Source organism: Rhizobium sp. P43 (genome assembly GCF_056730705.1).
In genome coordinates, this window is the sequence record NZ_CM161539.1 from 1823042 (window position 1) to 1847805 (window position 24764).

Below are 24764 nucleotides of genomic sequence, written 5' to 3' on the forward strand. Positions count from 1 at the left end.
CCGCCTCTTGGCAAGACTGGACAGACATCGATACTACGAACGACCGAACAGATTGGGAAACTTATGGCCACCGGACTTCTTGCACTCCTCGACGACGTTGCAGCCATCGCCAAGCTCGCGGCCACGTCACTGGATGATGTCGCCGCGCAAACCGCCAAAGCAGGAACGAAGGCTGCCGGCGTGGTGATCGATGATGCGGCCGTCACACCGACCTATGTGGTCGGCCTGTCGCCTGCGCGGGAACTGCCCATCATCGGCAAGATCGCGCTTGGATCGCTGCGCAACAAGCTCCTGTTCCTGCTCCCCGCAGCCCTGTTTCTCGGCTATTTCGCGCCCTGGTCCATCACGCCGTTGCTCATGCTGGGTGGTCTTTATCTTTGCTATGAAGGGGCGGAAAAGCTCTATGAGGTGGTGATGCCCCATGGCGCCCATGACCATGAGGCGGCCGTTTTGGGCACGCTCGACCCGGTTGCTATGGAGGATGAGAAAGTGTCCGGCGCGATCCGAACCGACTTCATCCTGTCGGCGGAGATCATGGCCCTGACGCTTGCCACCGTCGCCTTATCCAACATCTATATGCAGGCTGCGGTCCTCGCTTCCGTCGGCATCCTCATCACCATCCTGGTCTATGGTGTCGTCGCCTTGATCGTGAAGGCGGATGATGCCGGCTTGGCACTGGCCGGATCTTCGCACGGCATCCTGAAACCGATCGGTCGTGGTCTCGTGGTTGGCGTTCCTTATCTGCTCAAGATCCTGGCTATGATCGGAACCGCGGCCATGCTCTGGGTCGGAGGCAGCATTCTGGTCCACGGGATCGCCGAGTTCGGCCTGCACGGCCCCGAACACCTGATCGAGGCCCTGGCAACCCGTGTCGCGGCCGCCTCCAGTTCGCTGTCGGGCGTCTTGCATTGGTTCGCAACATCCGCAGCACAGGCCGTGCTCGGCATCCTCGCCGGTGCCGCGACAATCCTTGTCGTCCAGATTGCCGCCCCTCTGATCCGCCGCCTGCGCGCAAAAGCTTGACGGCCACGCGGCGCGAAACCTGGCTCTCGCCTGATATCGTCAGAACAATGACTAATCGCGGGGGCCGGAACTGAGACCATTTTCGGCCGAGAGTCCTGGTCGGGATTGCGGCTTGCGAACGGATTCCTGGTGCGGACGGCGGGGATCGAACCCGCATGACCTAAGGCCGAGAGATTTTAAGTCTCTTGCGTCTACCAGTTTCGCCACGTCCGCGCGGGCTCTGTTTCGATCAGTTCGGCGGACGCGTCAAGGGCGGGCTGCGCGTCTTGCCCCACCCTGCGTGTCATCGATCACTCAGCTGGCGAGCGCATCCACGAATTCAACCCCGATCTCGCGGGGATTGCGCCATTTGACCGCACAGTCACGGGTCGTGCCGTCCTCAAGGCGCAGGCGAAACTGACGGGGAATGTCAGCGGTCGATTCGAAGGTCACCTTGGCGCCGATGGGCGACAGGTTGCGAATCATGCAGTCAAAGGTCGAGTGGCCGCCCGGGAGAATGGCGCGGCCGGCCTTCAGGGCCCGCAAGCGCGGCTGGCGACGGCGTTCTGGCTGGGTCATGGCATGCATCCGGTTATTCATTATAACCACATCATGCATCACAAGGCCGAAGAGACCTTTACAAAAATCGCTGGCATTTGAACGATCACCCGCGCTGCGCCGGAGCGCGCAATAAAAAAGGCGGAGCCGAAGCCCCGCCCTTTCCTGCATCGGATTGCCGTTGATCAGGCGAGCTTGGCAGCCAGCTTTGCAACATGGGCGCCCTGGAACTTGGCGGCCTCCAGTTCGATTTCCGAAGGCTGGCGCGAGCCGTCGCCGTCGGTGATGGTGGAGGCGCCATAGGGCGAGCCGCCCTTGACCTGCTCGACACCCATCTGGCCCTGGAAGGCATAGGGCAGACCGGCATAGACCATGCCGTGATGCAGGAAGGTCGGGACGAAGCCGAGGATCGTCGATTCCTGGCCGCCATGCTGGGTCGCAGTCGAGGTGAACATCGAGCCGATCTTGCCAACCAGCTTGCCCTGGGCCCAGAGGCCACCGGTCTGGTCCCAGAAGTTGCGCATCTGCGAGGCGACCGTGCCGAAACGGGTACCGGCGCCAACGATGATGGCGTCATACTGGTCGAGCTCGTTCGGATCGGCGATCTCGGCCTTCTGGTCGACCTTGTAATAGGAAGCCTTGGCGACATCTTCCGGCACGAGTTCCGGAACGCGCTTGACGGTGACGTCTGCGCCAGCCGACTTTGCACCTTCGGCAACGGCATAAGCCATGGTTTCGATGTGACCATAAGCCGAGTAATAGAGAACCAGTACCTTCGCCATGTCGTATCTCCCTTTGAACATGCGGCCCCGCCGCGCTGTGGATGTGCGACATGTAGCGTATTCGCGGATTGCGACCAGTCATGCGGTCGGGAACGCAGTGTTCAATCAATGAGTGGCTTTACTTCTCTTCACGGACATAAAACGGTAACCTCTCGGTCCCCGCCTGCCCCATTCCCATAGGACTTGAATCATGACCTCGACGATACAGACCGCCGCCATGCTTGCCATCGGCGACGAACTCCTGTCCGGCCGCACCAAGGACAAGAATATCGGCCATCTCGCCGATCTGCTGACGGTTGCCGGCATCGATCTGAAAGAGGTGCGTATCGTCGCCGACGAGGAGGATGCGATCGTCGAGGCGCTGAATGCGCTCCGCTCCAAATACACCTATGTCTTCACGTCGGGCGGCATCGGGCCGACCCATGACGACATCACGGCGGACTCCGTGTCGAAGGCCTTCGGCGTGCCCTGCCTGCATGATCCTGATGCGATGAAGCTGCTGGGTGACATGTATGCCGGCCGCGGTCTCGAATTCACCGAGGCGCGCCAGCGCATGGCGCGCATGCCTGAGGGCAGCCGGCATATCCCGAACCCCGTCTCGACCGCCCCCGGCTTCATCATCGGCAATGTGCATGTGATGGCCGGCGTGCCGCAGGTCTTCCAGGCAATGATGGCGCATGTGATCGAAACCCTGCCGGCCGGCCAGCGAGTTCTCTCCCGTTCCATCGCCTGCCCCTTCGGCGAAGGCGATATCGGCACGGCGCTCGGTGCGATCCAGAAGGCGCATCCGGAGACGTCCATCGGCTCCTATCCGCATTTCGACGGCCGGCGCTTCTCGACGGAGCTCATCGTCCGGGCCCGCGATCAGGCGGTGATCGATGCGGCCGCGGCCGATGTCGAGGCGATGATCGAGTCCATCCGGAATGAGAAGGATGCCGCCGCCAAACGCGATCTCGGCACCGGCGAAGTCGCCTGAAGTCCTTACCACTTGACTGAGGTCAAGGCGGAACCCGCTTTCGGGCACCATGGTTATCTCACGCGGACAACGAATAAGGGCCGCAAGAGGAGACGACCATGGGTTACCGCACACTTCTTGCCATATTGGACACACCCCAAAGCACGCGACAGGTCACGGATTTCGCCGTCGCTCTTGCAAACCAGTTTCAGGCGCATGTGATCGGCGCGCATGCCGAAGCCGTTGCCATGGTGCCGCTGGTCGCGCCGATGGAGATCCCGGATCCAGCGACCGTGCAGGCCCTGCAGGATATGGCGCATCAGGAGACCGAGACCGTCGAGACGATGTTCCGCGAGATCGGGGAGCGTGAAGGCCTGTCGCATGAATGGCGCAGCTTCATCACCTCGTCAGGCTTCAACTCTGCCGCCCTGATCGACAGCGCCCGCAGCGCCGATCTGGTCATCGCCGCCCAGGGCGAAAGCGGCCTTCTGTCGGACAGCCGATCGGAGCTTGAGAGCTTCCTGTTCGAAAGCGGACGGCCGGTGCTGCTCATCCCGCATATCCTGAAGGAACCGAAGCCGATCCGCCGGGTGCTCATCGCCTGGAACGGATCGCGCGAGGCGGCGCGTGCGACCTTCGACGCCCTGCCCTTCCTCAAGGCTGCCGAGACGGTCGAGATCTTCACCGTCGATGCGGCGGATACGGCACTTCAGACCGGCGCCATGGCCGGCGCGGAAATCGCGGCCGCGCTTGCCCGCCATGGGATCAAGGTCACGCTCACCGCCTCCGAAAAGAGCGGGCTTGATCCGGCGATGGCGATCGAGAACCGCCTGTCGGATAGCTCCATCGATCTTCTGGTGATGGGCGCCTATGGCAACAAGCGCTGGTGGGAAATGCTGTTTGGCGGCGTCACCCGCACATTGCTCGATTCGATGACGGCGCTGACGCTTCTATCGCGCTGATCCGCCCTTGCCCGGCCGGGAAGAGGAGGCCTTGCCAGAGGCTTCGGATTCCCGCTAATAGCAACGGCCAAAGACTGGAACCCTTCGGGGGACAAGTTTCGCGCGGTATCTGCCGCGCGAAACGCGTTTGGGGGCCGCATCATGGCGGCCTGCCACGAGGTTCCGGTCCCTGGCGCCGCATCCCGGCGCGGACGTCACCATCCAGCCAGCGGAGCCCTTCGCATGTCCCTTCCCGATAAAGCCTTCCCCGTTTCCTGGGATCAGTTCCACCGTGACGCCCGCGCGCTCGCGTGGCGCCTCGCCGGCCTCGGCCAGGAGTTCCGCGCCATCGTCTGCATCACACGAGGCGGCCTCGTGCCGGCCGCGATCATCTCGCGCGAGCTCAACATCCGCCTGATCGAGACGGTCTGCATCGCCTCCTATCATGACTACGTCAATCAGGGCGAAATGAACCTGCTCAAGGGCATCTCTGCCGACTTGACGGTCAATGGCGGCGAAGGCGTGCTTGTCGTCGACGACCTGACCGATACCGGCAAGACGGCGCTCGAAGTGCGCGAGATGATGCCCAAGGCGCATTTCGCCTGTGTCTATGCCAAGCCGAAAGGCGTGCCGACCATCGACACCTTCGTCACCGAAGTCAGCCAGGACACCTGGATCTATTTCCCCTGGGACATGGGCTTCACCTATCAGGAGCCGATCGCCAAGGGCTCCAAGGGCTGATTGGCGCCATCGCCGCCCGCTGAGCGACCCGCCTCCCGGAGGCGGGTTTTTTGCGTTTCATGGGCCTCGCGGCCCCAACATGAAACAAAAATGCGCATATCAGCTCATTTTCATATGATAACTTTAGCATGCCTTAATTTTCGAGTATTAAAAATAGCCGCTGACGGAGGGAATCACCTGATGTCGCGGAAGGCTCCCAAGCCGGAGACCCTTGCCGTTGCTTTGCCTGCTGCGATGGGAGGTCGCCTGCCACATGTTGCGTTTGCTCAAATCCTTCTCCCTCACCACGAAATTGGCCATGCTGATCGTGGGCATCAACCTCGTGGGCATTGCCGGCCTGTCGAGTTACAGCTGGATCAGCCAGCGTGACACCATGCTGACGCTGGCTGAAGCCGGCTGGGGCAAGGATTCCATCCAGTTTGCCGATCTCGCCGCTGGCGGCGTCAAATGGGGCAAGGCTGACGCCGTTGCCGAGACCTACAAAGTCTACCGCGACAATGCCGCTCTCGACCTCATGCAGTTTTCCGCTCTCAATGCCGAGATGAAGGTGATCGACACCTGGCGCCGCGACGGCATCGAAGGCCTTGCGACGGACGAAGCGATCGCGGCAGCCTTGAAGGCTGCACCGGACAAGCAGGTGGTCGACGCAAGCAATATCGGGGCCGGTCTGGTCTCCTTCGTCACGCCGCTGCCGCTCGACAAGAGCGGGAAGATCCCGGGCTATGTTTTCACCACTTGGTCGGCTGAACGGGTACTGGCAACAGCCAGAACGAACGCCTTGATCTCGCTCGCCATCCAGGCGGCCGTGATTGCTATCGCCGTCACCGCCTTCCTCATCGCCATGCGCCGGCTGGTCGGCCAGCCGCTCGGCGCGATCAGCGCCCGCATCAGCGCGCTGCAGCAGGGCGACATGCAGACGCCCGTCGTCTTTCAGGACAAGGGCGACGAAGTGGGCTTTCTCGCCCGCGCGCTGGAACAATTCCGGCTCGACGCCATCGAGACCCAGGCCCAACGCGATCGGGCAGAACAACAACAGGTCGTGCTCGAACAGGAGCGCGCCCGCAATGCGGCGATGAGCGAGCAAGCTGCCGACACGCAGCGGCGGATCATCGATCGTGTGGGCGAAGCGCTGGCACTGCTGGCGAACGGCCAGCTCGCCACCCGCCTTCAGGATCTCGGTCCCGATTTCGAGCAGCTGCGCGTCGACTTCAACGGCATGGTCGATAGCGTCGCCGAGGCGATCAGCTCCATCAAGAGCGCGTCGCTCGCTGTCGAAGGTGGAGCAGGAGAACTTGCCGGCCAGGCCGAACAGCTTGCCAAGCGTACCGAACAGCAGGCCGCCTCGCTTGAGGAGACCGCCGCGGCCTTGGATCAGGTGGCGAGCACCGTGGAGACTTCCTCCAAGGGTGCGGACCATGCCGGCCGGATGGTCAATGAGGCCAAGGCGGAGGCACGCGAATCCGCCGAAGTGGTCCGTCGTGCGATCGGCGCCATGGATCGCATCCAGTCGTCCTCGTCACAGATTGGCCAGATCATCTCGGTGATCGATGAAATCGCCTTCCAGACCAATCTTCTGGCCCTCAATGCCGGCGTCGAAGCGGCGCGTGCCGGGGAAGCCGGCAAGGGTTTTGCAGTCGTCGCCCAGGAGGTCCGCGAACTTGCCCAGCGCTCGGCCAATGCCGCCAAGGAGATCAAGCAGCTTGTCGCCACCTCGAATGCCGAGGTCGCCGGCGGCGTGAGCCTGGTCAACGAAACCGGCGAGGCCCTCCTGAAGATCGAGGAACGGATCGGCAATATCGCGGAAACCATCGTGGCGATTGCCGCCTCCTATCGCGAACAGTCCTCGGGTCTGAAGGAGATCAATCACGCGATCAACGACATGGATCAGGCGACCCAGCGCAATGCCGCCATGGTCGAGGAGACCTCGGCCGCCTGCCACGACCTCTTAAGCCAGAGCCGCCTGCTGCAGGAGGCCGCCGGCCGCTTCAGCCTCGCTTCTGGCGGTCAAGCCGCCCGCGCGGCCTGACAGGACATCACTCCCAAGGGGACCCGGGGGAGTTCTGGGGGCCCGACTTCATCAACACGAGAGGAGACATTTCGATGAAGAGCATTTTGAAAGGCATTATCGTTGTCAGTAGCTTCACCATGACCGCCGGTCTGGCATCCGCAGAAGAGGCGCATGTCGCCCCCGTCACCGCCTTCGTCCAGGAAAAGGTTGTGCCCTGGCTGAGCGATCCCGTCGTGATCGCCGCCATCAAGGCACAGAACGAGAAGAATGCAGGCCTGGCCCAGGCTGACATCGATGCGCTCGACCAGAAATGGCGTGCCGAAGTCGAATCCGCCGAGAAGCCGATGATCGACGAGGTGCTCGGCAATGATCTTTCCAAGTTCCTGCAGGAGAAGCAGGCCAGCTCGGAAGGCGCCTTTGCCGAACTCTTTGTCATGGACAACAAGGGCCTCAATGTCGGCCAGAGCGACGTGACCTCCGACTACTGGCAGGGTGACGAGGACAAGTTCAGCAAGAGCTTCGGCGCCGGCAAGGATGCCATCTTCGTCGATGAAGTGGAAAAGGACGAATCCACCCAGGCCCTGCAGTCGCAGGCTTCCGTGACGATCAGCGACGAGACCGGCGCGCCGATCGGTGCCATCACCATCGGTGTCAACATGGACGCCCTCTGAGCCTTCAATACCGATCCTCCCAGGCAGAAAGGTCGCGTTCCCTCGGGGAGGCGGCCTTTTTGCTGTCTTCGACCTCCCGCCAGCGCGGAACAAAAGCCCGGCTCGACCGTATGGCTCTTGTGTTCCACCCCTAATGGGAGAGATCGACAGATGGTCACCCTCCAATCCCCGCCCACGGCATCCAATGCCTATCCGGCGTCGGCGCTTTTCGTGCCCTTCCCCTTCGTCTGCTTCACGCTGACCCTGATCACCGACATCCTTTACTGGCGAACCTCGCATCTGATGTGGAGCAACTTCTCCGATTGGCTGCTGTTTTTCGGCCTGATCTTCGGCGCATTATCGGTGATTGCCGGTCTCATTGACCTCGCCAGGCCGGCCACCCGGGCGCTCAGACCCGGTTGGCTCGCCGTCATCGCCTATGTGGCGGTGCTCGTTCTCGCCATCATCAACAGCTTCATTCATGCCGGAGACGGATGGACCGCGATCGTGCCTTACGGGCTCACGGCTTCCGTTGTCACCGTCATCGCCATGATCGCCTGTGTGTACCTCACCGCCGAACAACGCAGCGCCGACGCCTGGAGGACCCCATGACCTGCACGCCCCTCACCCTCCGTCACGCCGCCCTTGCCTCGACCGCTGTCCTGATGCTGGCGATCACCGGCTGCAGCGACGAGACCGAGACCTTCGACATCTCCAGCCAGATCGGCCCGAATCCTGTCTTGCCGGAACCCAGCCAGTCGCTCCTGCCGGACCTGAAGGTCGCAGAGGTCGTCGGCTGGGCCGACAACGAGAGGCCCACGGTCATCGACGGCTTCACCATCTCCGCCTATGCGAAGGATCTCGCCAATCCACGCACCGTCCATACCCTGCCGAATGGCGATGTGCTCGTCGTGCAGAGCAAGGCGCCTCCGGGCAAACCGGTGGAGCGACCGAAGGATTTGATCCGCGGCTTCATCATGTCGATTGCGTCGGGCGGCGGCGGCGGCAAGCCCACCAATCTGATCACGCTGTTGCGCGATACCGACCGGGACGGCACGGTCGACGAGCGCCATGACCTGCTCAAGGATCTCAACTCGCCCTTCGGCCTCGCCTTCATCGACGACACGCTCTATGTCGCCGCCGCCGATGCCGTGCTGGCCTATGACTATCAGCTCGGCCAGACCGAGATCACCACGCCGCCAAGGGTGCTCACCCCGCTGCCGGGCGGGCCCATCAACCACCACTGGACCAAGGATCTGGCGCTCAGCCCCGATGGCCGTTTCCTCTACGCGTCCGTCGGCTCCAACTCGAATGCCGGCGAGCGGGGTCTCGAAGCCGAAAAGGGCCGGGCCGCCATCTGGCAGATCGACCGGGAAACGGGCGCCTCGCGCGTCTATGCGTCAGGCCTGCGCAATCCGAATGGTCTGGCCTTCAATCCGGAAAGCGGCGCGCTGTGGACCGTCGTCAACGAACGCGACGAGCTCGGGCCGAACCTCGTGCCCGATTACATGACCTCCGTTCAGGATCGCGGCTTCTATGGCTGGCCCTGGAGCTATTACGGCGACCATGTCGATCCGCGTCTGCATCCGCCCCGCCCGGATATGGTGGAGCAGGCGATCAAGCCCGACTACGCCCTGTCCAGCCACGTCGCGGCGCTAGGGCTTGCCTTCTCGATGGGCATGGCCATGCCGCAGGACTATGCCAATGGGGCCTTTGTCGGCAATCGCGGCAGCTGGAACCGCGACCAGTTCAACGGCTACAAGGTGCTCTACGTGCCCTTCGAAAATGGCAGGCCCGCCGGCGAGGCCCGCGACGTGGTGACCGGCTTCCTCGACGCCGAAGCGGAAGAGGCGCATGGCCGCCCGGTCGGCCTCGGCTTCGACGGCACCGGCGCGTTGCTGATCGCCGACGATGCGGGCAATACCGTCTGGCGGGTTGCCGCCCAGGATGCCACTGCACTGGCCGAACCGCTGGGCACGGACCAGATGCCGACCGGCTCCCCGGTTGCCGATGAGCTGGCCGCGACCAGCCAGGCCGTGGAAGGTGGTGCATCTGCAACAGGCGTCACGCCGCCGCCGGCTCCCGTCGATCCCGGTATCGCCCCCGCCAACGATCCCGCGACCGCACCGACACCGGATGCCCCGGCCAATGCGGGCGACGGCACGCTGGCCGCGCCAACACCGCCGCAGACGGATGTCCCGGCCACGGGCCCCGAAGGCGGGGTGCAGGATGCCAGCCCACCGCCAGCGCCGACGCAGCCTTGAGGCGCGGGCAGCGCTCCCGTCACAGAAAGGGCCCCCGCCATCGGCGGAGGGCCCTTCCCTCAAACCTCTCGTTTGCCTTCCCGCGGGCCTGACTCAGGCCGGAATTCGGCGGCCGTACTCGTCCTTGAGTTTCAGCCAGCCGTCCCAGAAGGGCTGGGCCCGTGTGCCAGCAAGCGTCGCCACCAGAATATCGAGATGCAGGTGCCAGCCAGCCCCGACCATCAGCAGATTGGCGCGATCGGAGATCCGGCGATGGGTGACGGTGAGCAGCACTCCGTCGCCTTCCGGCCGCAGGTCGAAGCACACCTCGCCACTCTCGCCCCAGGTGAAGACGAGCCGCTTGTCCTTCTGGACCTCGAGCACCCGGCTCTTCATCCGCATCTCCTCGCCGAAACCCTCCGGTCTTTGGCCAGGCGGATCGGTGAGTTCGTCATTGCGCCAGACGAGCTCGAAGGGGGCGCCTGCCCTCTCCTCCATGGCACCGGAGGCCAGCCATTGCCGGCGCATTTCGCCATCGGTCAGATAGCGCCAGATCCGCGAGGCGGGCCCGGGGAGCAAGCGTTCGATCACAAGCGTCGCCGGTTCGGTGACGCGGCCATAGGGATTGATGTCCAGTCGTTGTGTCATCGTCATTCTCCATCCTGTTGCTTTTGGGGGAATGCGGCATCCTCCGCACGGAGGAGCCGTTCGAGGACATCCAGCCGGCCGGTCCAGAAGTGCTCGTAGGTGCTCAGCCACTGATGGGCGCAGCCAAGCGCCCCGGGATCCAGTCGGCAGAGATGGGTGCGCCCCCGGACCTCGCGTCGGATCAGCCCGGCCGCCTCAAGCACCTTGATGTGCTTAGAAGCGGCAGCGAGCGACATGGTGAAAGGCTCGGCCAGTTCGCCGACGCTCCTTTCGCCTTCGGCGAGCGCCGCCAGCATGCGGCGTCGCGTCTCGTCGCCCAGCGCGTGAAAGATCATGTCCAGAGGATTTTGTGAAATATAAACCATGTGGTTGAATATTACCCCTCCAAGGCCGATTTTCAACCATACGGTTTAATATAAGCAGATCGCGCCTTCACTCAGATCATCAGCAACCCGCCCAGCACCAGCAGCAGAAAGACGGCACCGAAGACCAGCGACCAGGCTGACAGCGCAAAGCCGGGCTTGGCGCCGCTGTCGGACTGGCCCGCATAGTCGGTGTCAGCTTGCGTCCGCTGCTCGCCGTCTCCCGCTTCCCCCGCCATGCGCTGCTCTCCCATGTCGGTTACCTCGGCAGGTAACACGCCGTCCTGCCGGCGGTTCCCGTGCCGCGTCCTCAAAGGTCGGGCGCAAGCGGAAGGGAACCCTGCCCGCCTCGCTCCGTTTTGCCCTGACACGAGGAGAGGCTTTCATGAACACACGGTCGAAATTTCACCTGATGGCACGCGCAGGCTATGGCGCACGCGGCATCGTCTTTCTGCTGGTTGCGGGGCTGGCCCTGTTCTCAAGCTTTGCCGGCGGCAGGCCGGACACCAATTCCGCGCTAACGGCGCTTCTGCAGCAACCCTTTGGCCGGATCTGGATCGGCCTGATCGGGCTCGGGCTCGCCGGCTTCGTCGTCTGGCGGCTTGCGCAGTCGCTTGCCAATGCTGACGGGCAGGACGACGACATGAAGGGTTATGCCATCCGCATCGCGCTTTTCGGCAGCGCCGTGACCTATGCTGGCCTCGCGCTCTCAAGTCTGTTGATGGCACTGCAGATGTCGAGCGGCAGCAGTTCCGGCGGTAAAGAGGGCCTGGCCGCCTGGGTCATGGCACAGCCGTTCGGGCGCTATCTTGCCGGATTGATCGGCCTCGGCTTCATCATCGGCGGCGTGGTCACCGCCATGAAGGGCATCAGACGCAAATTCGGCCGCTATCTGGCGCTGGATGCCGAGAAAAATTCGCCGGCGGTGTTGATCTCGATTTACGGCCTCGTGGCGCGCGGCGCGGTTTTCTTCATCATCGGCGTCTTCTTCCTCTATGCAGCCTTCACCGTTGATCCCGACCAGGCCGGCGGCACGGCCGAAGCGCTTGCCTTTGTGCGTGGCCTGCCGTTCGGTGGCATCATCTATGCGGTGGTCGCGCTCGGCCTGGCGGCTTTCGGTCTCTACAATTTCGTCGAGGCGCGCTACCGCCGCATTCGCGCACCTGATGTCGCCGATATCCCCCACCGGCTTCCGCTCGGTCGCCTGAACTGACCCTCACGGGTCCGGAGATCTGTCTCTCTCGCTAAAGCATGGCCTTGGATGGGACGATGGTGACACCCGGCTCGGCGTTCAAGGCAGCGTCGAGCATGACGCTTGCGATCCTCTCGGGCTTGTTGGCCCGCGCCGAGGGCGGCAGGAGCGGCCTCAGCGCCGACAAGACTTTACGCGCCAATTGCTCCATCGGGCGGGGCTCTGTCCGGGGACCATCAATCAATCCGGGGCGAACCAGAACGGTGCGCTCAAACCCCAGCGCGACGATATCCCGCTCGATCTCGCCCTTGACCCGGCTGTAAAAAAACAGCGACTTGACGTCCGCGCCCATGGCGGAATTGAGAACGAAGGTCGTAGCGCCGTTTGCCTGAGCGAGGCGGGCAATCGCCAGGGGATAGTCATGGTCGACCTGGTGGAAACGCTCCCGCGATCCGGCGACCTTCAGCGTGGTGCCAAGAGCGCAGATCACGGCATCGGCGGTCCAGATCGACGGATCCTCCGGCAAGCGGTCGAAGTCGATGATTGGCGCAGAGAGACCTCTCCTGGGTGGAAGCGGCCGACGGGTCGGGGCGGTGACTGTCGCGATGCGCGGGTCGGCGAGTGCCAGCTCGAGCACATGACGACCGACCAGTCCGGTCGCGCCGAGCAGCAATAGGTTCATGATGTCGCGCCTCCTCAATCTATTCCTTCGACGTGTCGGTCCGGCACACTGCGCCTTCGATCGGACAGATGAAAGAAGCGCCGCATGGCTGCAGCGCTTCGTTATTTCGTTGATAAGAGAATTGCCGAATAGGCTTATGCCGCCGTCCGGTAGCCGGCCGAACCCGAGGAGGCCGCGCCTTCCAGTTTGAAGCGGGCAAGCTGCCCCTGGAGCTGGCGCGATTCGCTGGCCAGAACCTGGCTGGCAGCCGTTGTCTCCTCGACCATCGCGGCATTCTGCTGGGTCATCTGGTCCATGTGGTTGACCGATGTGTTGATTTCACCCAGCGCTGCCGACTGCTCTTCGGCGGCGCGAGCGATGGTCACGACATGATCGTTGACGCGGTTGACGAGCGATTCGATCTCCTTCAGCGCCTCGCCGGTGGAGAGCACGAGCGACACACCCCCCTTGACCTCTTCAGCAGACGTATTGATCAGCGCCTTGATTTCCTTGGCCGCATTGGCCGAGCGCTGGGCTAGTTCGCGCACTTCCTGGGCGACGACCGCAAAACCACGGCCGGCTTCACCGGCGCGCGCAGCTTCGACGCCGGCGTTCAGCGCCAAGAGGTTGGTCTGGAAGGCGATCTCGTCGATGACGCCGATGATCTGGCTGATCTTGCTTGAGGACTGTTCGATCCGGCCCATGGCGTCGATCGCATTGCGGACGATATCGCCAGACTTGCCGGCACTCTGCTTCGTCTCCTCCACCATGTGCGAGGCTTCCTTGGCCCGCTGCGTGGACGTCTTGACCGTCGTGGTGATTTCTTCCAGCGCAGCGGCTGTTTCCTCAAGCGCTGCGGCCTGCTGTTCGGTGCGGCGGGCAAGCTGGTTGGCTGCCGAAGAGAGCTCACCGGAGTTGTCGGTGATCGTGCCGGCGGCTCCCAGAATGTTCTGCATGGTCTGGCGCAGGACTGCCATCGTCTGGTTGACGTTGCCCTGCAGTTCGGCAAAGGCGCCCTGGAAATGACCCTGCATCTCATGCGTCAGGTCGGCATCGGCGAGTGCGGCGATCACGCGGCGGACTTCGGTCACGCCACGATCGACATTTTCGACGAGTTCGTTGACCGAACCGGCAAAGCGCTGCAGGTCGGCGTCATCATAGGTCTTGGAAATGCGCTTGGAGAAGTCACCGGCAGCGGCAGCGGCAACAATGCCGCTGATCGAGGTCTGCAGATCCTTGCTCTGGGCATGAAGGGCCGCTTCTTGGGCCTCCATGGCGCGCATCTGCTCTTCATTGGTGCGGAAGACTTCGAGCGCGCGGGCCATTTCACCGATTTCGTCCTTGCGGTCGGTGCCGGGAATGCTGCTGCCGAGCTTGCCGGAGGCCATCTCGGACATGATTGCCGTCAGGCTGCGAATCGGAGTGACGATGCCGCGACGGGCGAGCAGGAAGCTGATGGCAACGCCGGCGACGATGCAGACGGCAGCGGTGACAATCTGGACCAGCATGGTGAAGCCGGAGGCGGCAAGCGCGCTGTCACGCGAACCCTTCAGGCTTTCCGCAGACGAGGTGGAGTATTCCTTGACAACGGCGGTGACGACCTTCTGGGCCTCAAGCGCCTTGTCGAGCTCGGCCTTCATCACCGAGAGGTCCTGACCGGCCGGTGTGGCGGCCACGGCGACCATGGCGCGGATCTGGTTGAAATAGGCGTCGAGCGCGGTCTTGGTGCGGTCGAGGATCTGCACTTCGGCCGGGCTTGCGGTGGTTGAGATCTTCGGCAGGCGGGCCAGCATCTCGCCGGCGCGTTTGTCGGTTTCAGCGGCGAAATCGGCAGCCTTTTCGGGCGCCAGGGCCAGCTGATAGGTCATGCGCGATATCGCGATGATGTCGATGCGCAGGTCCATGGCCTCACGGGCCACCTCCTCGCGTGCACCGGTGTCTTTGAGGGCCGAGCCGAGCGAAGACAGGCCGCTCGCGCCGACGGCTGCAATGGCGGCCGCTGCAACGCCCATCAGGACGACGACGAGGCTCACCTTCTTGAGAATGGAAAGATTGGCAATGGTCATAGGTGTGTCGCTCCGTGCAACCCGCCGTCCTGGCAGGCGGCCCAATACGGCCATGCATGGAGCTCATTCCACACTCTCGGACTGTTTTACGAGGCACATATTGCGATTTGGTTGATGCACTGCGGGAGAAATGCCGAGAGGACATCAACGGAGCGGCCGGTTCCTCGGCAAGGATCCGCAAATCCGTGTCAAGCAGTGGGCTTTCGCGGGATTTCATCCCCAGGTTTTTCGGCCACCGGGTCGTGGCGTCCTGGAGCTCCCACAAAACCTCGGGCAAGACGGGCATGACGGCCCAAATCGGCACGAAATCTCGCCATCAAGAATTCGCCAGCGGAGCGACATCGGGGAAGGCTTGCGTCACACCGGCCGAGAAAGCCGTGTCATTCCCGTGACTTCGCTCTTTTGCCCGTTATCCACAGTCTTGCACCACAACATATAGCGTTAACATTTCCTTCACAAACCACCCCTTGACGGAATCAGTCGGCCCGATGTTAATGGATCCTGTTGCGGCGGCGACAAACCGGGCATTAACGAGGCCGGGTTTCATCAAACATTGTGGCGGCTTTCTTCGAGGTGGAACAGCGTTCTGACGACGCTCTCCGCGCCAGGAAAATTGTGCGATTTTTGACCGCTGGGCGGGGTCTTAGATCTGGCGGCAATAAATTGTTAGTACTATATTTAGTGTTTGCAGCCACCATCTCTACCATATACAGGGTTCTCATCTCCGGATGAATCACCTGACGGACGAACAAATGAGCGGCTGCGCGGTTGGACGTGTAGCCGAACGAAATTACTCGCGCTGATTATCAGCGCCTTAGATCGAGGGACACAGGCAGATGCGCATTGAACGTCGCTTCACCAAACCGGGACAGTCCGCTTATGCGGAAATCGAGTTCCGCAAGGCCATCAGCGAAATCAAGAACCCCGACGGCTCAATCGTATTTCGTCTTGCCGACATCGACGTCCCGGCCCAGTTCAGCCAGGTTGCGGCGGACATTCTTGCCCAGAAGTATTTCCGCAAGGCCGGCGTGCCGAAGATCCTGAAGAAGGTCGAGGAGAACGACGTTCCTTCCTTCCTCTGGCGCTCGGTTGCCGATGAGAAGGCGCTTGCTGCCCTGCCCGAAAACGAGCGTTACGGCTCGGAAACCGATGCCCGCCAGGTCTTCGATCGCCTGGCCGGCACCTGGACCTATTGGGGCTGGAAGGGCAAGTATTTCTCGTCGGAGGAAGACGCTGCCGCCTTCAAGGACGAGCTTGCCTACATGCTCGCCACCCAGCGCGTGGCGCCCAACAGCCCGCAGTGGTTCAACACCGGCCTGCACTGGGCCTATGGCATTGACGGCCCCGGCCAGGGCCATTTCTATGTCGACCCCTTCACCGGCAAGCTGGTGAAGTCCAAGTCGGCCTATGAACATCCGCAGCCGCATGCCTGCTTCATCCAGTCCGTCGAAGACGACCTGGTCAACGAAGGCGGCATCATGGATCTCTGGGTCCGCGAAGCCCGTCTCTTCAAGTATGGCTCCGGCACCGGCTCCAACTTCTCCTATCTGCGCGGCGAAGGCGAAAAGCTTTCCGGCGGCGGCCGTTCGTCGGGCCTCATGTCCTTCCTCAAGATCGGTGACCGCGCTGCTGGCGCCATCAAGTCGGGCGGCACCACCCGTCGTGCGGCCAAGATGGTCGTCGTCGACATCGACCATCCGGATATCGAAGCCTATATCGACTGGAAGGTGAAGGAAGAGCAGAAGGTTGCCGCTCTCGTCACCGGCTCCAAGATCGTCGCCAAGCACCTGAAGGCGATCATGAAGGCCTGCGTCAACTGCGAGGCCGACAACAACGCCTGCTTCGACCCGAACGAGAACCCGGCCCTGAAGCGCGAAATCAAGGCCGCGAAGAAGGACCAGGTTCCGGAAAACTACATCAAGCGCGTCATCCAGTTCGCCCAGCAGGGCTACACGGATCTGGACTTCAAGACCTATGACACGGACTGGGATTCCGAAGCCTACCTGACTGTGTCGGGCCAGAACTCGAACAACTCCGTCTCGCTGAAGGACGACTTCCTGCGTGCTGTCGAGAATGACGGCGACTGGAACCTCACCGCCCGCAAGGACGGCAAGGTGATGAAGACGCTGAAGGCTCGCGACCTCTGGGACAAGATTTCCTATGCCGCCTGGGCATCGGCCGATCCGGGCCTGCACTTCAACACGACGATGAACGACTGGCATACCTCGCCGGCCGCCGGTCCGATCCGCGCATCGAATCCGTGCTCGGAATACATGTTCCTCGACGACACGGCCTGCAACCTGGCTTCGCTGAACCTGCTCCGCTTCAAGGATCAGGCGACCAAGAAGATCGATATCGCCGATTACGAACATGCCGTTCGCCTGTGGACCGTCGTTCTCGAAATCTCCGTGATGATGGCGCAGTTCCCGTCGCGGCAGATCGCCGAACGCTCCTATGAATACCGCACGCTCGGCCTCGGCTATGCGAATATCGGCGGTCTCCTGATGTCCTCCGGCATTCCTTATGACTCGGCCGAAGGCCGCGCCATCTGCGGTGCGCTGACCGCCATCATGACCGGCGTCTCCTATGCGACGTCAGCCGAAATCGCCTCGGAACTCGGCCCCTTCCCGGGCTTTGCGCCGAACCGCGACAACATGCTGCGCGTCATCCGCAACCATCGCCGCGCAGCACTTGGCCTGTCGGACGGCTATGAGGGCCTCTCCGTCAACCCCGTGCCGCTGGTGCATGCCGAATGCTCCGACCCGGCCCTGATTGCTCATGCCACCGCCGCCTGGGACAAGGCTTTGGAACTCGGCGAAAAGCATGGCTACCGCAATGCCCAGGTCTCGGTCATCGCACCGACCGGCACGATCGGTCTCGTGATGGACTGCGACACGACCGGCATCGAGCCCGATTTCGCGCTGGTCAAGTTCAAGAAGCTCGCCGGTGGCGGCTACTTCAAGATCATCAACGCGGCCGTTCCGGAAGCGCTGCGCACGCTGGGCTACTCCGAATCCCAGATCGCCGAGATCGATGCCTATGCCGTCGGCCATGGCAATCTGAACCAGGCGCCGGGCATCAACCCGACGACGCTGCGCGCCAAGGGCTTCACCGACGAGAAGATCGAGGCCGTCAACGGCGCGCTGAAGAGCGCCTTCGACATCAAGTTCGTCTTCAACCAGTGGACGCTCGGCGCCGACTTCCTGAAGGACACCCTCAAGGTCTCCGACGAGCAGCTCGCCGATATGAGCTTCAACTTGCTTGACCACATGGGCTTCTCGAAGAAGGACATCGAGGCCGCCAACATCCATGTCTGCGGTGCGATGACGCTGGAAGGCGCTCCCTTCCTGAAGAAGGAGCACCTGCCCGTCTTCGATTGCGCCAACCCGTGCGGCAAGATCGGCAAGCGTTATCTCTCGGTGGAGTCCCACATCCGCATGATGGCGGCGGCCCAGCCCTTCATCTCGGGTGCGATCTCCAAGACGATCAACATGCCGAACGAAGCCACCGTCGAGGATTGCGGCTCCGCCTACATGCTGTCCTGGAAGCTGGCACTGAAGGCCAACGCGCTTTACCGCGACGGCTCGAAGCTCTCCCAGCCGCTCAACGCCTCGCTGATCGAGGACGAGGACGATGAGGACGGCGTCGAGGAGCTGCTGCAGCAGCCGGCCGCTGCCCAGGCCGTCACCATCACCGAGCGCATCATCGAGCGTGTGGTGGAGCGTGTCGTGCGCGAGCAGGAAAAGCTGCCGACGCGGCGCAAGGGGTATACCCAGAAGGCCAAGATCGGTGGTCACACCATCTTCCTGCGCACCGGCGAATATGACGACGGCCGTCTCGGCGAAATCTTCCTTGACATGAACAAGGAAGGCTCGGCCCTTCGCGCCTTCATCAACAACTTCGCCATCTCCGTCTCGCTCGGCCTGCAATATGGCGTGCCGCTCGAGGAATATGTCGACGCCTTCACCTTCACCAAGTTCGAGCCGGCCGGCATGGTCACCGGCAACGACGCGATCAAGAATGCGACGTCGATCCTCGACTACGTCTTCCGCGAACTGGCGATCTCCTATCTCGGCCGCCACGACCTCGCCCATGTCGACACCTCTGATTTCTCCACCACCGCACTTGGCCGCGGCATGAAGGAAGGCAAGGCGGATGTCGTCTCCAAGGGCCTGACCCGCGGTTACAAGCCGACGCTCGTCTCCAGCCACAGCCCGGCCGCCGTCGGCGCCGAGCCCAAGGGAGCAGCCACCGCCGCCCCCGCCAAGGCCTCGGCCACCGTCACCGCCTTCTCCACCTCGGGGGCAACCGCCCGCAAGCTGGAAGTGGCCACCGCCATCTCCACCCATGAAGTCGTGTCCTTCAAGCGCGACTACGAGGAGCGCGCGGCTGAACTGGCTGAGGAAATCGCCGAAGAAAGCGTCTTCACCGACGCCGCCGCCGATGAAGCCGCTGCCGCCAAGGCCGACGCCAAGAAGCTCGAGGCGACCCGCCGCATGCGCTCGATCGCTCAAGGGTATACGGGCAACATGTGCTCGGAATGCCAGAACTTTACGATGGTGCGGAATGGCACCTGCGAGAAGTGCGATACATGTGGCGCGACGAGCGGGTGCAGCTGATTGGCACAGGGATAGGTGGAGATTTCGATTTTCACCCGCCTGAGATGAGGTAAATTAAACCCCGCGTCGATTGAGTTCGGCGCGGGGTTTTCACTTTGGAGCTATAGAATGGTCGACCTGCGAAAGCGCCTTGCCGAAAAATTCAAGAAGAAGAACCGATACGCTAATTTCGGTCACTGCATAAACAGTGTGCGTATTTCCGGCTTCAGAGGCGTTAGCACCGAGATCTTGTTCGAGTACCCGGTTACAGCTTTGACCGGACTAAACGGAGCTGGAAAGAGCACAATTGGCCACCTCCTTTTGTGCGCGTACCGAAAACAAAGCACTTCGACCACATCAAAGCGCTTCTATGTAAAAGACTTCTTCCCAGTATCCATCGCAGATCCTGCACCATTCACGCCAGATTCGAGCGTGATCTACTCATATCAAACTGACAAAGCCGACACCGACCAGGATCTTACAATATCGCGTCAACAAAAAGAGTGGTCTGGATACAAACGACAGCCTGAACGAAACACAGAATACGTAGGATTTACAGTATACATACCCAAGGTCGAGAAGCGCGATCTGAGTATTTATAGCGCCAAATCTATTCGACTGACGGATAGAACGGAGATTGAGAATTCATGTAAACACTTGAGCAGCATCTTGGGGGCACCGTATCAAGAGATATTTTTTCAAGGAATATCGGCCGGAACAAAGACTGCACAACTTGGGTTCGCCAAGAGACACGGGTATACCTACTCTGAAAACAACATGGGATTTGGAGAAGGTAGGATTGTCTATATCGTTCGCCTTCTCGAAACATGCCCCGAACAGAGTCTCATAGTCCTTGAAGAGCCCGAAACGTCACTTCATGAAAACGCGCAATACGAATTTGTGAAATACTTACTTGACGTAACGAACCGACGAAAACATCAAATTATATTTTCAACACACTCTAGCACCATGATGGATGCACTTCCGCCGGAGGGGCGGAAGCTGTTAACTCGGACAAGTTCAGGCGTCCAAGTGCATGATCGCCTCTCCTCTTCTCGCATACGAACTGCTCTATCACTCGGCCAAAACGGACGGACGATCATTTGCGTAGAAGACTATTTTGCTCAATCCATGCTCCGGGAGATACTCAAACTCCACAATGCACAATTACTACAGAGCGTAGAAATACTACCGTTTGGAGATGCGAAATCAGTAGTTTCCGCGAAAAGTGTTTTGCAGGGGTCGGGAGTTAGGGCGCTAGCCGTTCGAGACGCTGACCAAGGCCCGAGCGAACATGAAAAAATCTTCTCACTCCCTGGCAGCCTACCTCCAGAGAAGGAGGTATTCCAGAGTGACGCAGTTCGCCAAATGATCCTTCACGACTACAACTTCGACTTAACCCAAATGCTTGCGTCCAATCCAGAATTGGATCATCATGATTGGTCAAGTGAGGTAGTGAGTAGAGTTCGCTGTTCTAGAGAAGTCTTGGAAGCAGACGCGATACGCGTATTTCTGTCGTCATCGGGAAAAGAATTTTGGTTTCCCTTTGCAGCAAAAATAGAAAATGAGATATGACTGCAAAATAGCTTTATATTGTCATTGGCGAGTAGGCGTTCATCGGGAATATCTACAACGCTCTTGTGCTGCACACTACTCCCCCAATGCGGGGGAGGACGGAAAATCGAAGGCTTGAGGTCCGCGCAAGCCGCCTAAACTTCAGATTTTCCCGGAGAGGGGCGCAGTTCCGTTGGCACTCACCTCACCAAGCCCCCCTCTTGCGAAATCTGAGGTTTGGCCCTGATCGGGCCAATTCCTCGATTTCGCTTTCTCCCCCGCAAGGGGGGAGATAGGGCCGCGCAACGCCCGGCCTCGAAGCACGAGGCCACAGGTGGATCCAAGTAGAAGGATGCTTCGAGGCCCGCGCTTCACCCGGGCACCTCAGCATGAGGGCATTCTGTCGAGTGCCCCGACTGCGTCCCTTCCTTCTTCCCGATGAACCCAGCGTCCCAAAAAAGTCCGCCCTGCCCGGCCCCGCCGATCCGTCCGGCCAACGCTTCCTTAACGGCCTTCCCGTAATTTATGATAGATTAAAAGACTGAACGGAGACCCAGGCAGAATGTCCAAACCGACCTTCCGCTTCACCCATTACGACCTCAAGGAACAGCGCGCCGGCACCATCATCGAGGTGACGCTCTCGGCGGTGAACAATGTGCGGCTGATGACACCGACGAATTTCCAGCGCTTCAAGGAAACGCTGGATTACAAATATCTCGGCGGCGTGGCGAAGAAGTCGCCGCTCAACATCGTCATTCCGGAAAGCGGCCACTGGCACCTGATCGTCGACATGGAAGGTCATCACGGCCTGGCCGAGTCCAAGGTCAAGATGATCGCGGCACCCGCCGTGCAGCCGAAGCAGAAGGCCTCTTAAGAGGCCTTCCCCCTCCCCGCCTTCGTTCGGTCAGCCCTTCCGCCCTGCAAGCACCGCTTCTGCGGCCCGTTCACCACTCAACAGCGCAGCATGCACCGTGCCGTAATAGTCGGCATTGGTATGCTCGCCGGCCAGATGCAGGCGTGGCGAGGCGGGCTTTGCGAGCGCGTGGTAATCGGCGGGTTCTGACCCCACGGCAAGGAAGGAATAGGCGCCCCCGGCATGGGGATCGCGTGACCAGGCATGGCGGGCAACGGCTTTGGGCGGGCGCGCGGCTTCGCCGAAGATCTCGGCAAGTACGGCCGTGATATCGGCCCGCAGGGCGGCCTCGTCCATGGCATCGACACGCTCGGCATAATCGCCGCTCGCTACCATGGTCAGGATCGGCGCATCGTGGATCGGCATGAGATTGAGCATGTCGGCAAAGCGGCCGCGGGTTTCGCCGGCATAGCCGATGAAATGCGGCTCCCGGGGCCAGAAGGCCTCGTCGAAGGCGACCGTCACCTTGGCGAGACGGCCAAAGCCGAGTGCGGCAATGGCCTTTTGCTGTGGCTGAGGCAGAGGCGGATCGAAGGCGATGGCGCCCGACTTCAACACGCCGAGCGGCACCGTGACGATGCAGTGATCGGCGGTCAGAACACCGCCTGCGGTGTCGACCGACACGCTGTCGGCGGTGTGGCGGATGCTGCGGACCGTCTGGCCGAGACGGATGTCGAGGCCATCCGCCAGATAATCCAGCAGCGTGTCATAGCCCTCCTTCAGCACCGCATCCGGCCCGCCAAAGATCTCGCCCGCATCGAAATGCAGGGCGGAAATCTGTGCGAGAGGGGCGCCGAACTCGCCCTCATAGGCATCGGTCAGCGCCCAGTTGCCGATCGGCTCCTGCAGCATAGCGGGGTCGAGGATGTCGATGACGTCGAGCAGCGAGAATTTTGGGTCGCCATCGGCCTCTTCGACCGCCTTTTCGCCGATGCGCTCGAGGTCGTCGAAGACATCGTCGATCTCGAAGTCCTCGGGCTCGGTGCCGCCACGCTCGAACACCTGCCACTGCTCGTCGTCGATGAAGAAGGGCGTGGCGCCGGCCTCGGTCGACAGGTCGGCCACCGGATTGCCGTTGAAGCCGTGGATGAAGTTTGCACCGTGCTCGACGGGAACGCCAAGGCTGCGATCAGTGAAGATGCGCCCGCCGATGCGGTCGCGGGCCTCAAGCACGATGACTTCGGCACCGGCTTCGGCAAGCCTTGCTGCTGCGGTCAGCCCTGCCATGCCGGCACCGACGACGATGACCTTCAAGCCCTTGCCCGGACCATCGACGGGCGCACCGGACGCGGTTCTTGCGGGACGCGACTGTTGGGCCAGCGCCTGGCGGGAGAAGGGCAGCGCCGACAGGCTCGAGGCCGCCAGCAACAGCAGAAACCGGCGGCGGAGCAGGTCAGGCCGCATCGACTGCGACCTCGACTGGGCTTTCAGCCAGATCTTCGGCAAAGAAGGCCCGACCGCGGCCACCCTCCTTGGAGGTGTAGAGCGCCCGGTCTGCCATTTCCATGATGTCGGCCGAGGAGGCGCCGCTTTCCGGGGCGGTTGCAATTCCAAGGCTGATGCCGACATCGACGACGATACCGTTCGACAGCGTGATCGGCTGCGAGATCGAGGCGATGATCGTCTGGGCGAGCAGCGAGAGGCGCGAGCGGTCGCGGAAAGCGTTGATCAGCATGACGAATTCGTCCCCGCCGATGCGGCTGACAAGGCCCCGATCGCCCACGGCCTCGCGGAGCCGGTCCGCGACGATGCGGATCACTTCATCGCCCGCGGCGTGGCCGTGAATGTCGTTGACGGCCTTGAAGCGATCGAGATCGCTGGCAATCACGGCAAAGGGCGCATGGGCCAGCCGGTCGGCAGCGTCGTTCAGCGCCTTTTCAAAGTGCAGGCGGTTGGCGAGCCCCGACAGGGCGTCGCGGTGGGCAAGCTCGCGGTTGCGGCGTTCGCTCTCCTCAAGCCGCTGCGACAGGCGGCTGATATAACGGCCGAGGATGAAGCTTGCGGCAAACAACAGGCCGCAAAGCAGGACAACCGCCGGCACAACGATATTCCAGATGTCGGCACCCGGCGTAAAAAGCTTCCAGTCGAAGCTTCCGAGCAATTTGCCGTCAACGCTCCTGACCGGTATCAGACCGTCGGCATTGCGGTTGAAGGTCAGGTCTTCAAATTGCGTCTGGCTGTTGATGTCCTTGACGAATTCCGTGTCAATCGGCCGGGCCGAGACGAGAATGACCGGATCACCCTCCGGCAGGGCCACCTCGCCATCATCGGGCACGATCGCCATGGCCGTTGTCAGCATGACATCGCCGTCGATTTCGGCAAAGCCGAAGGCGGCGACGGTGTGGATATCGGACGAGGGCACCGGTTTCTGACCGAAGCCGCCCTCGATCGTGGTGCGGTGTTCCTGGTGACGGGCAATCGCCTGCTCTGCGACCGCGCGCAGATGGTCACCGGGCGCGAGGTCTCGGGCAGTCAGATCCACCTCGTCCTGCCAGGCCGACATCAGAAGCCGACCACCGGGCCCAATCAGAAAACTGCGTTCGTGGCCAAAGTCGTACCACAGCGAGGAGACGAATTCCTCGACGACATAGGAGGGCCGAAACTTCAGCGTGATGTATTTGACGGAGCGATCCCAGCGGGCAAGGCCCAGCTGATCCCGGGCAAGAAGCGTGTGCCGATCGCGCAGGACATTGTCGAGAAGCACGAGTTGCTTGTCGGCTGCGATATCATCGGCCTTGCGCGAGGCGATGTAACCGACGAAGAGCAGGGAGAGCGCGGACAGGGTGATCAGAACGCAGGCGAACACCTTGACCAGAGCGGGCAGACCAAAGCGCGGCGCGCGATCAGCGCCACCGGTGTCCAGAGTCGAGAAGCCGTCATTCCCTGTCAT

General features: G+C 61.8%; 21 protein-coding genes and 1 tRNA gene. 12 read left to right on the forward strand and 10 right to left on the reverse strand.

All coding sequences use genetic code 11. The features are described 5' to 3' along the window. Positions 1-63: 63 nt before the first annotated feature. On the forward strand, positions 64-1023 hold the full coding sequence (locus AC1PUL_RS09080; protein ID WP_480467972.1) for a DUF808 domain-containing protein: 960 nt from the start codon (positions 64-66) through the stop codon (positions 1021-1023). A gap of 127 nt (positions 1024-1150) precedes the next feature. Here the strand turns inward: AC1PUL_RS09080 and AC1PUL_RS09085 are convergent. From AC1PUL_RS09085 to wrbA, 3 genes are all read right to left on the reverse strand, one after another. Then, positions 1151-1236: transfer RNA gene (locus AC1PUL_RS09085), tRNA-Leu, on the reverse strand. A gap of 81 nt (positions 1237-1317) precedes the next feature. Beyond that, positions 1318-1581: a PilZ domain-containing protein gene (locus tag AC1PUL_RS09090; RefSeq protein ID WP_298464759.1), complete on the reverse strand. Its 264-nt coding sequence runs from the start codon at positions 1579-1581 to the stop codon at positions 1318-1320. Positions 1582-1745: 164 nt separating this feature from the next. Continuing rightward, complete coding sequence (gene wrbA, locus AC1PUL_RS09095; RefSeq protein WP_480467974.1) at positions 1746-2342, reverse strand: NAD(P)H:quinone oxidoreductase type IV; 597 nt, start codon at positions 2340-2342, stop codon at positions 1746-1748. Positions 2343-2532: 190 nt separating this feature from the next. Between wrbA and AC1PUL_RS09100 the strand changes: the two genes are divergently transcribed. The 7 genes from AC1PUL_RS09100 (at position 2533) to AC1PUL_RS09130 (ending at position 9901) form a co-directional block, all read left to right on the forward strand. Further along, positions 2533-3318: a competence/damage-inducible protein A gene (locus AC1PUL_RS09100; protein ID WP_480467976.1), complete on the forward strand. Its 786-nt coding sequence runs from the start codon at positions 2533-2535 to the stop codon at positions 3316-3318. A gap of 98 nt (positions 3319-3416) precedes the next feature. Beyond that, complete coding sequence (locus AC1PUL_RS09105; protein WP_480467977.1) at positions 3417-4259, forward strand: universal stress protein; 843 nt, start codon at positions 3417-3419, stop codon at positions 4257-4259. A 222-nt stretch (positions 4260-4481) separates the two neighbouring features. Further along, the gene (gene gpt, locus AC1PUL_RS09110; protein ID WP_480467978.1) at positions 4482-4979 is read left to right on the forward strand and encodes a xanthine phosphoribosyltransferase; all 498 of its coding nucleotides are present in this window, start codon (positions 4482-4484) and stop codon (positions 4977-4979) included. A 253-nt stretch (positions 4980-5232) separates the two neighbouring features. Further along, positions 5233-7005: a methyl-accepting chemotaxis protein gene (locus AC1PUL_RS09115; RefSeq protein ID WP_480467980.1), complete on the forward strand. Its 1773-nt coding sequence runs from the start codon at positions 5233-5235 to the stop codon at positions 7003-7005. A gap of 74 nt (positions 7006-7079) precedes the next feature. Further along, positions 7080-7658, forward strand: coding sequence for a hypothetical protein (locus tag AC1PUL_RS09120; protein ID WP_480467982.1), 579 nt, complete (start codon positions 7080-7082; stop codon positions 7656-7658). 150 nt (positions 7659-7808) lie between these two features. Continuing rightward, on the forward strand, positions 7809-8249 hold the full coding sequence (locus AC1PUL_RS09125; protein ID WP_480467983.1) for a DUF2231 domain-containing protein: 441 nt from the start codon (positions 7809-7811) through the stop codon (positions 8247-8249). After that, positions 8246-9901, forward strand: coding sequence for a PQQ-dependent sugar dehydrogenase (locus AC1PUL_RS09130; protein ID WP_480467984.1), 1656 nt, complete (start codon positions 8246-8248; stop codon positions 9899-9901). Before AC1PUL_RS09125 ends, AC1PUL_RS09130 begins: the two co-directional genes overlap by 4 nt. A gap of 93 nt (positions 9902-9994) precedes the next feature. Here the strand turns inward: AC1PUL_RS09130 and AC1PUL_RS09135 are convergent, their stop codons facing one another. The 3 genes from AC1PUL_RS09135 to AC1PUL_RS09145 form a co-directional block, all read right to left on the reverse strand. Next, a complete protein-coding gene (locus tag AC1PUL_RS09135; RefSeq protein WP_480467985.1) occupies positions 9995-10534 on the reverse strand; it encodes an SRPBCC family protein in 540 nt (179 codons plus the stop codon). Beyond that, on the reverse strand, positions 10531-10863 hold the full coding sequence (locus tag AC1PUL_RS09140; RefSeq protein ID WP_480467986.1) for an ArsR/SmtB family transcription factor: 333 nt from the start codon (positions 10861-10863) through the stop codon (positions 10531-10533). Before AC1PUL_RS09140 ends, AC1PUL_RS09135 begins: the two co-directional genes overlap by 4 nt. Before the next feature lie 101 nt (positions 10864-10964). Further along, positions 10965-11144: a hypothetical protein gene (locus AC1PUL_RS09145; protein WP_480467988.1), complete on the reverse strand. Its 180-nt coding sequence runs from the start codon at positions 11142-11144 to the stop codon at positions 10965-10967. A 131-nt stretch (positions 11145-11275) separates the two neighbouring features. On the opposite strand from AC1PUL_RS09145, the gene AC1PUL_RS09150 reads away from it, so the two are divergent. Beyond that, on the forward strand, positions 11276-12103 hold the full coding sequence (locus tag AC1PUL_RS09150; protein WP_480467990.1) for a DUF1206 domain-containing protein: 828 nt from the start codon (positions 11276-11278) through the stop codon (positions 12101-12103). 31 nt (positions 12104-12134) lie between these two features. Here the strand turns inward: AC1PUL_RS09150 and AC1PUL_RS09155 are convergent, their stop codons facing one another. Both AC1PUL_RS09155 and AC1PUL_RS09160 read right to left on the reverse strand, forming a co-directional pair. Continuing rightward, a complete protein-coding gene (locus AC1PUL_RS09155) occupies positions 12135-12764 on the reverse strand; it encodes an NAD(P)H-binding protein (protein ID WP_480467991.1) in 630 nt (209 codons plus the stop codon). A 134-nt stretch (positions 12765-12898) separates the two neighbouring features. Next, on the reverse strand, positions 12899-14809 hold the full coding sequence (locus tag AC1PUL_RS09160) for a methyl-accepting chemotaxis protein (RefSeq protein ID WP_480467993.1): 1911 nt from the start codon (positions 14807-14809) through the stop codon (positions 12899-12901). An 836-nt stretch (positions 14810-15645) separates the two neighbouring features. Between AC1PUL_RS09160 and AC1PUL_RS09165 the strand changes: the two genes are divergently transcribed. The 3 genes from AC1PUL_RS09165 (at position 15646) to AC1PUL_RS09175 (ending at position 21835) form a co-directional block, all read left to right on the forward strand. Then, complete coding sequence (locus AC1PUL_RS09165) at positions 15646-19428, forward strand: vitamin B12-dependent ribonucleotide reductase (protein WP_480467995.1); 3783 nt, start codon at positions 15646-15648, stop codon at positions 19426-19428. Positions 19429-19536: 108 nt separating this feature from the next. Continuing rightward, the gene (locus tag AC1PUL_RS09170) at positions 19537-20982 is read left to right on the forward strand and encodes an ATP-dependent nuclease (protein WP_480467996.1); all 1446 of its coding nucleotides are present in this window, start codon (positions 19537-19539) and stop codon (positions 20980-20982) included. 541 nt (positions 20983-21523) lie between these two features. Further along, positions 21524-21835, forward strand: a complete 312-nt coding sequence (locus AC1PUL_RS09175) for a DUF1883 domain-containing protein (protein WP_298469041.1) — start codon at positions 21524-21526, stop codon at positions 21833-21835. 30 nt (positions 21836-21865) lie between these two features. On the opposite strand, the gene AC1PUL_RS09180 is transcribed toward AC1PUL_RS09175, so the two are convergent. Together AC1PUL_RS09180 and AC1PUL_RS09185 are read right to left on the reverse strand one after the other, a co-directional pair. Then, on the reverse strand, positions 21866-23278 hold the full coding sequence (locus AC1PUL_RS09180) for a flavin monoamine oxidase family protein (protein ID WP_480467998.1): 1413 nt from the start codon (positions 23276-23278) through the stop codon (positions 21866-21868). Further along, positions 23268-24764 (reverse strand): diguanylate cyclase domain-containing protein, encoded by a 1497-nt coding sequence (locus AC1PUL_RS09185; RefSeq protein WP_480468000.1) that lies wholly within the window; start codon positions 24762-24764, stop codon positions 23268-23270. Before AC1PUL_RS09185 ends, AC1PUL_RS09180 begins: the two co-directional genes overlap by 11 nt.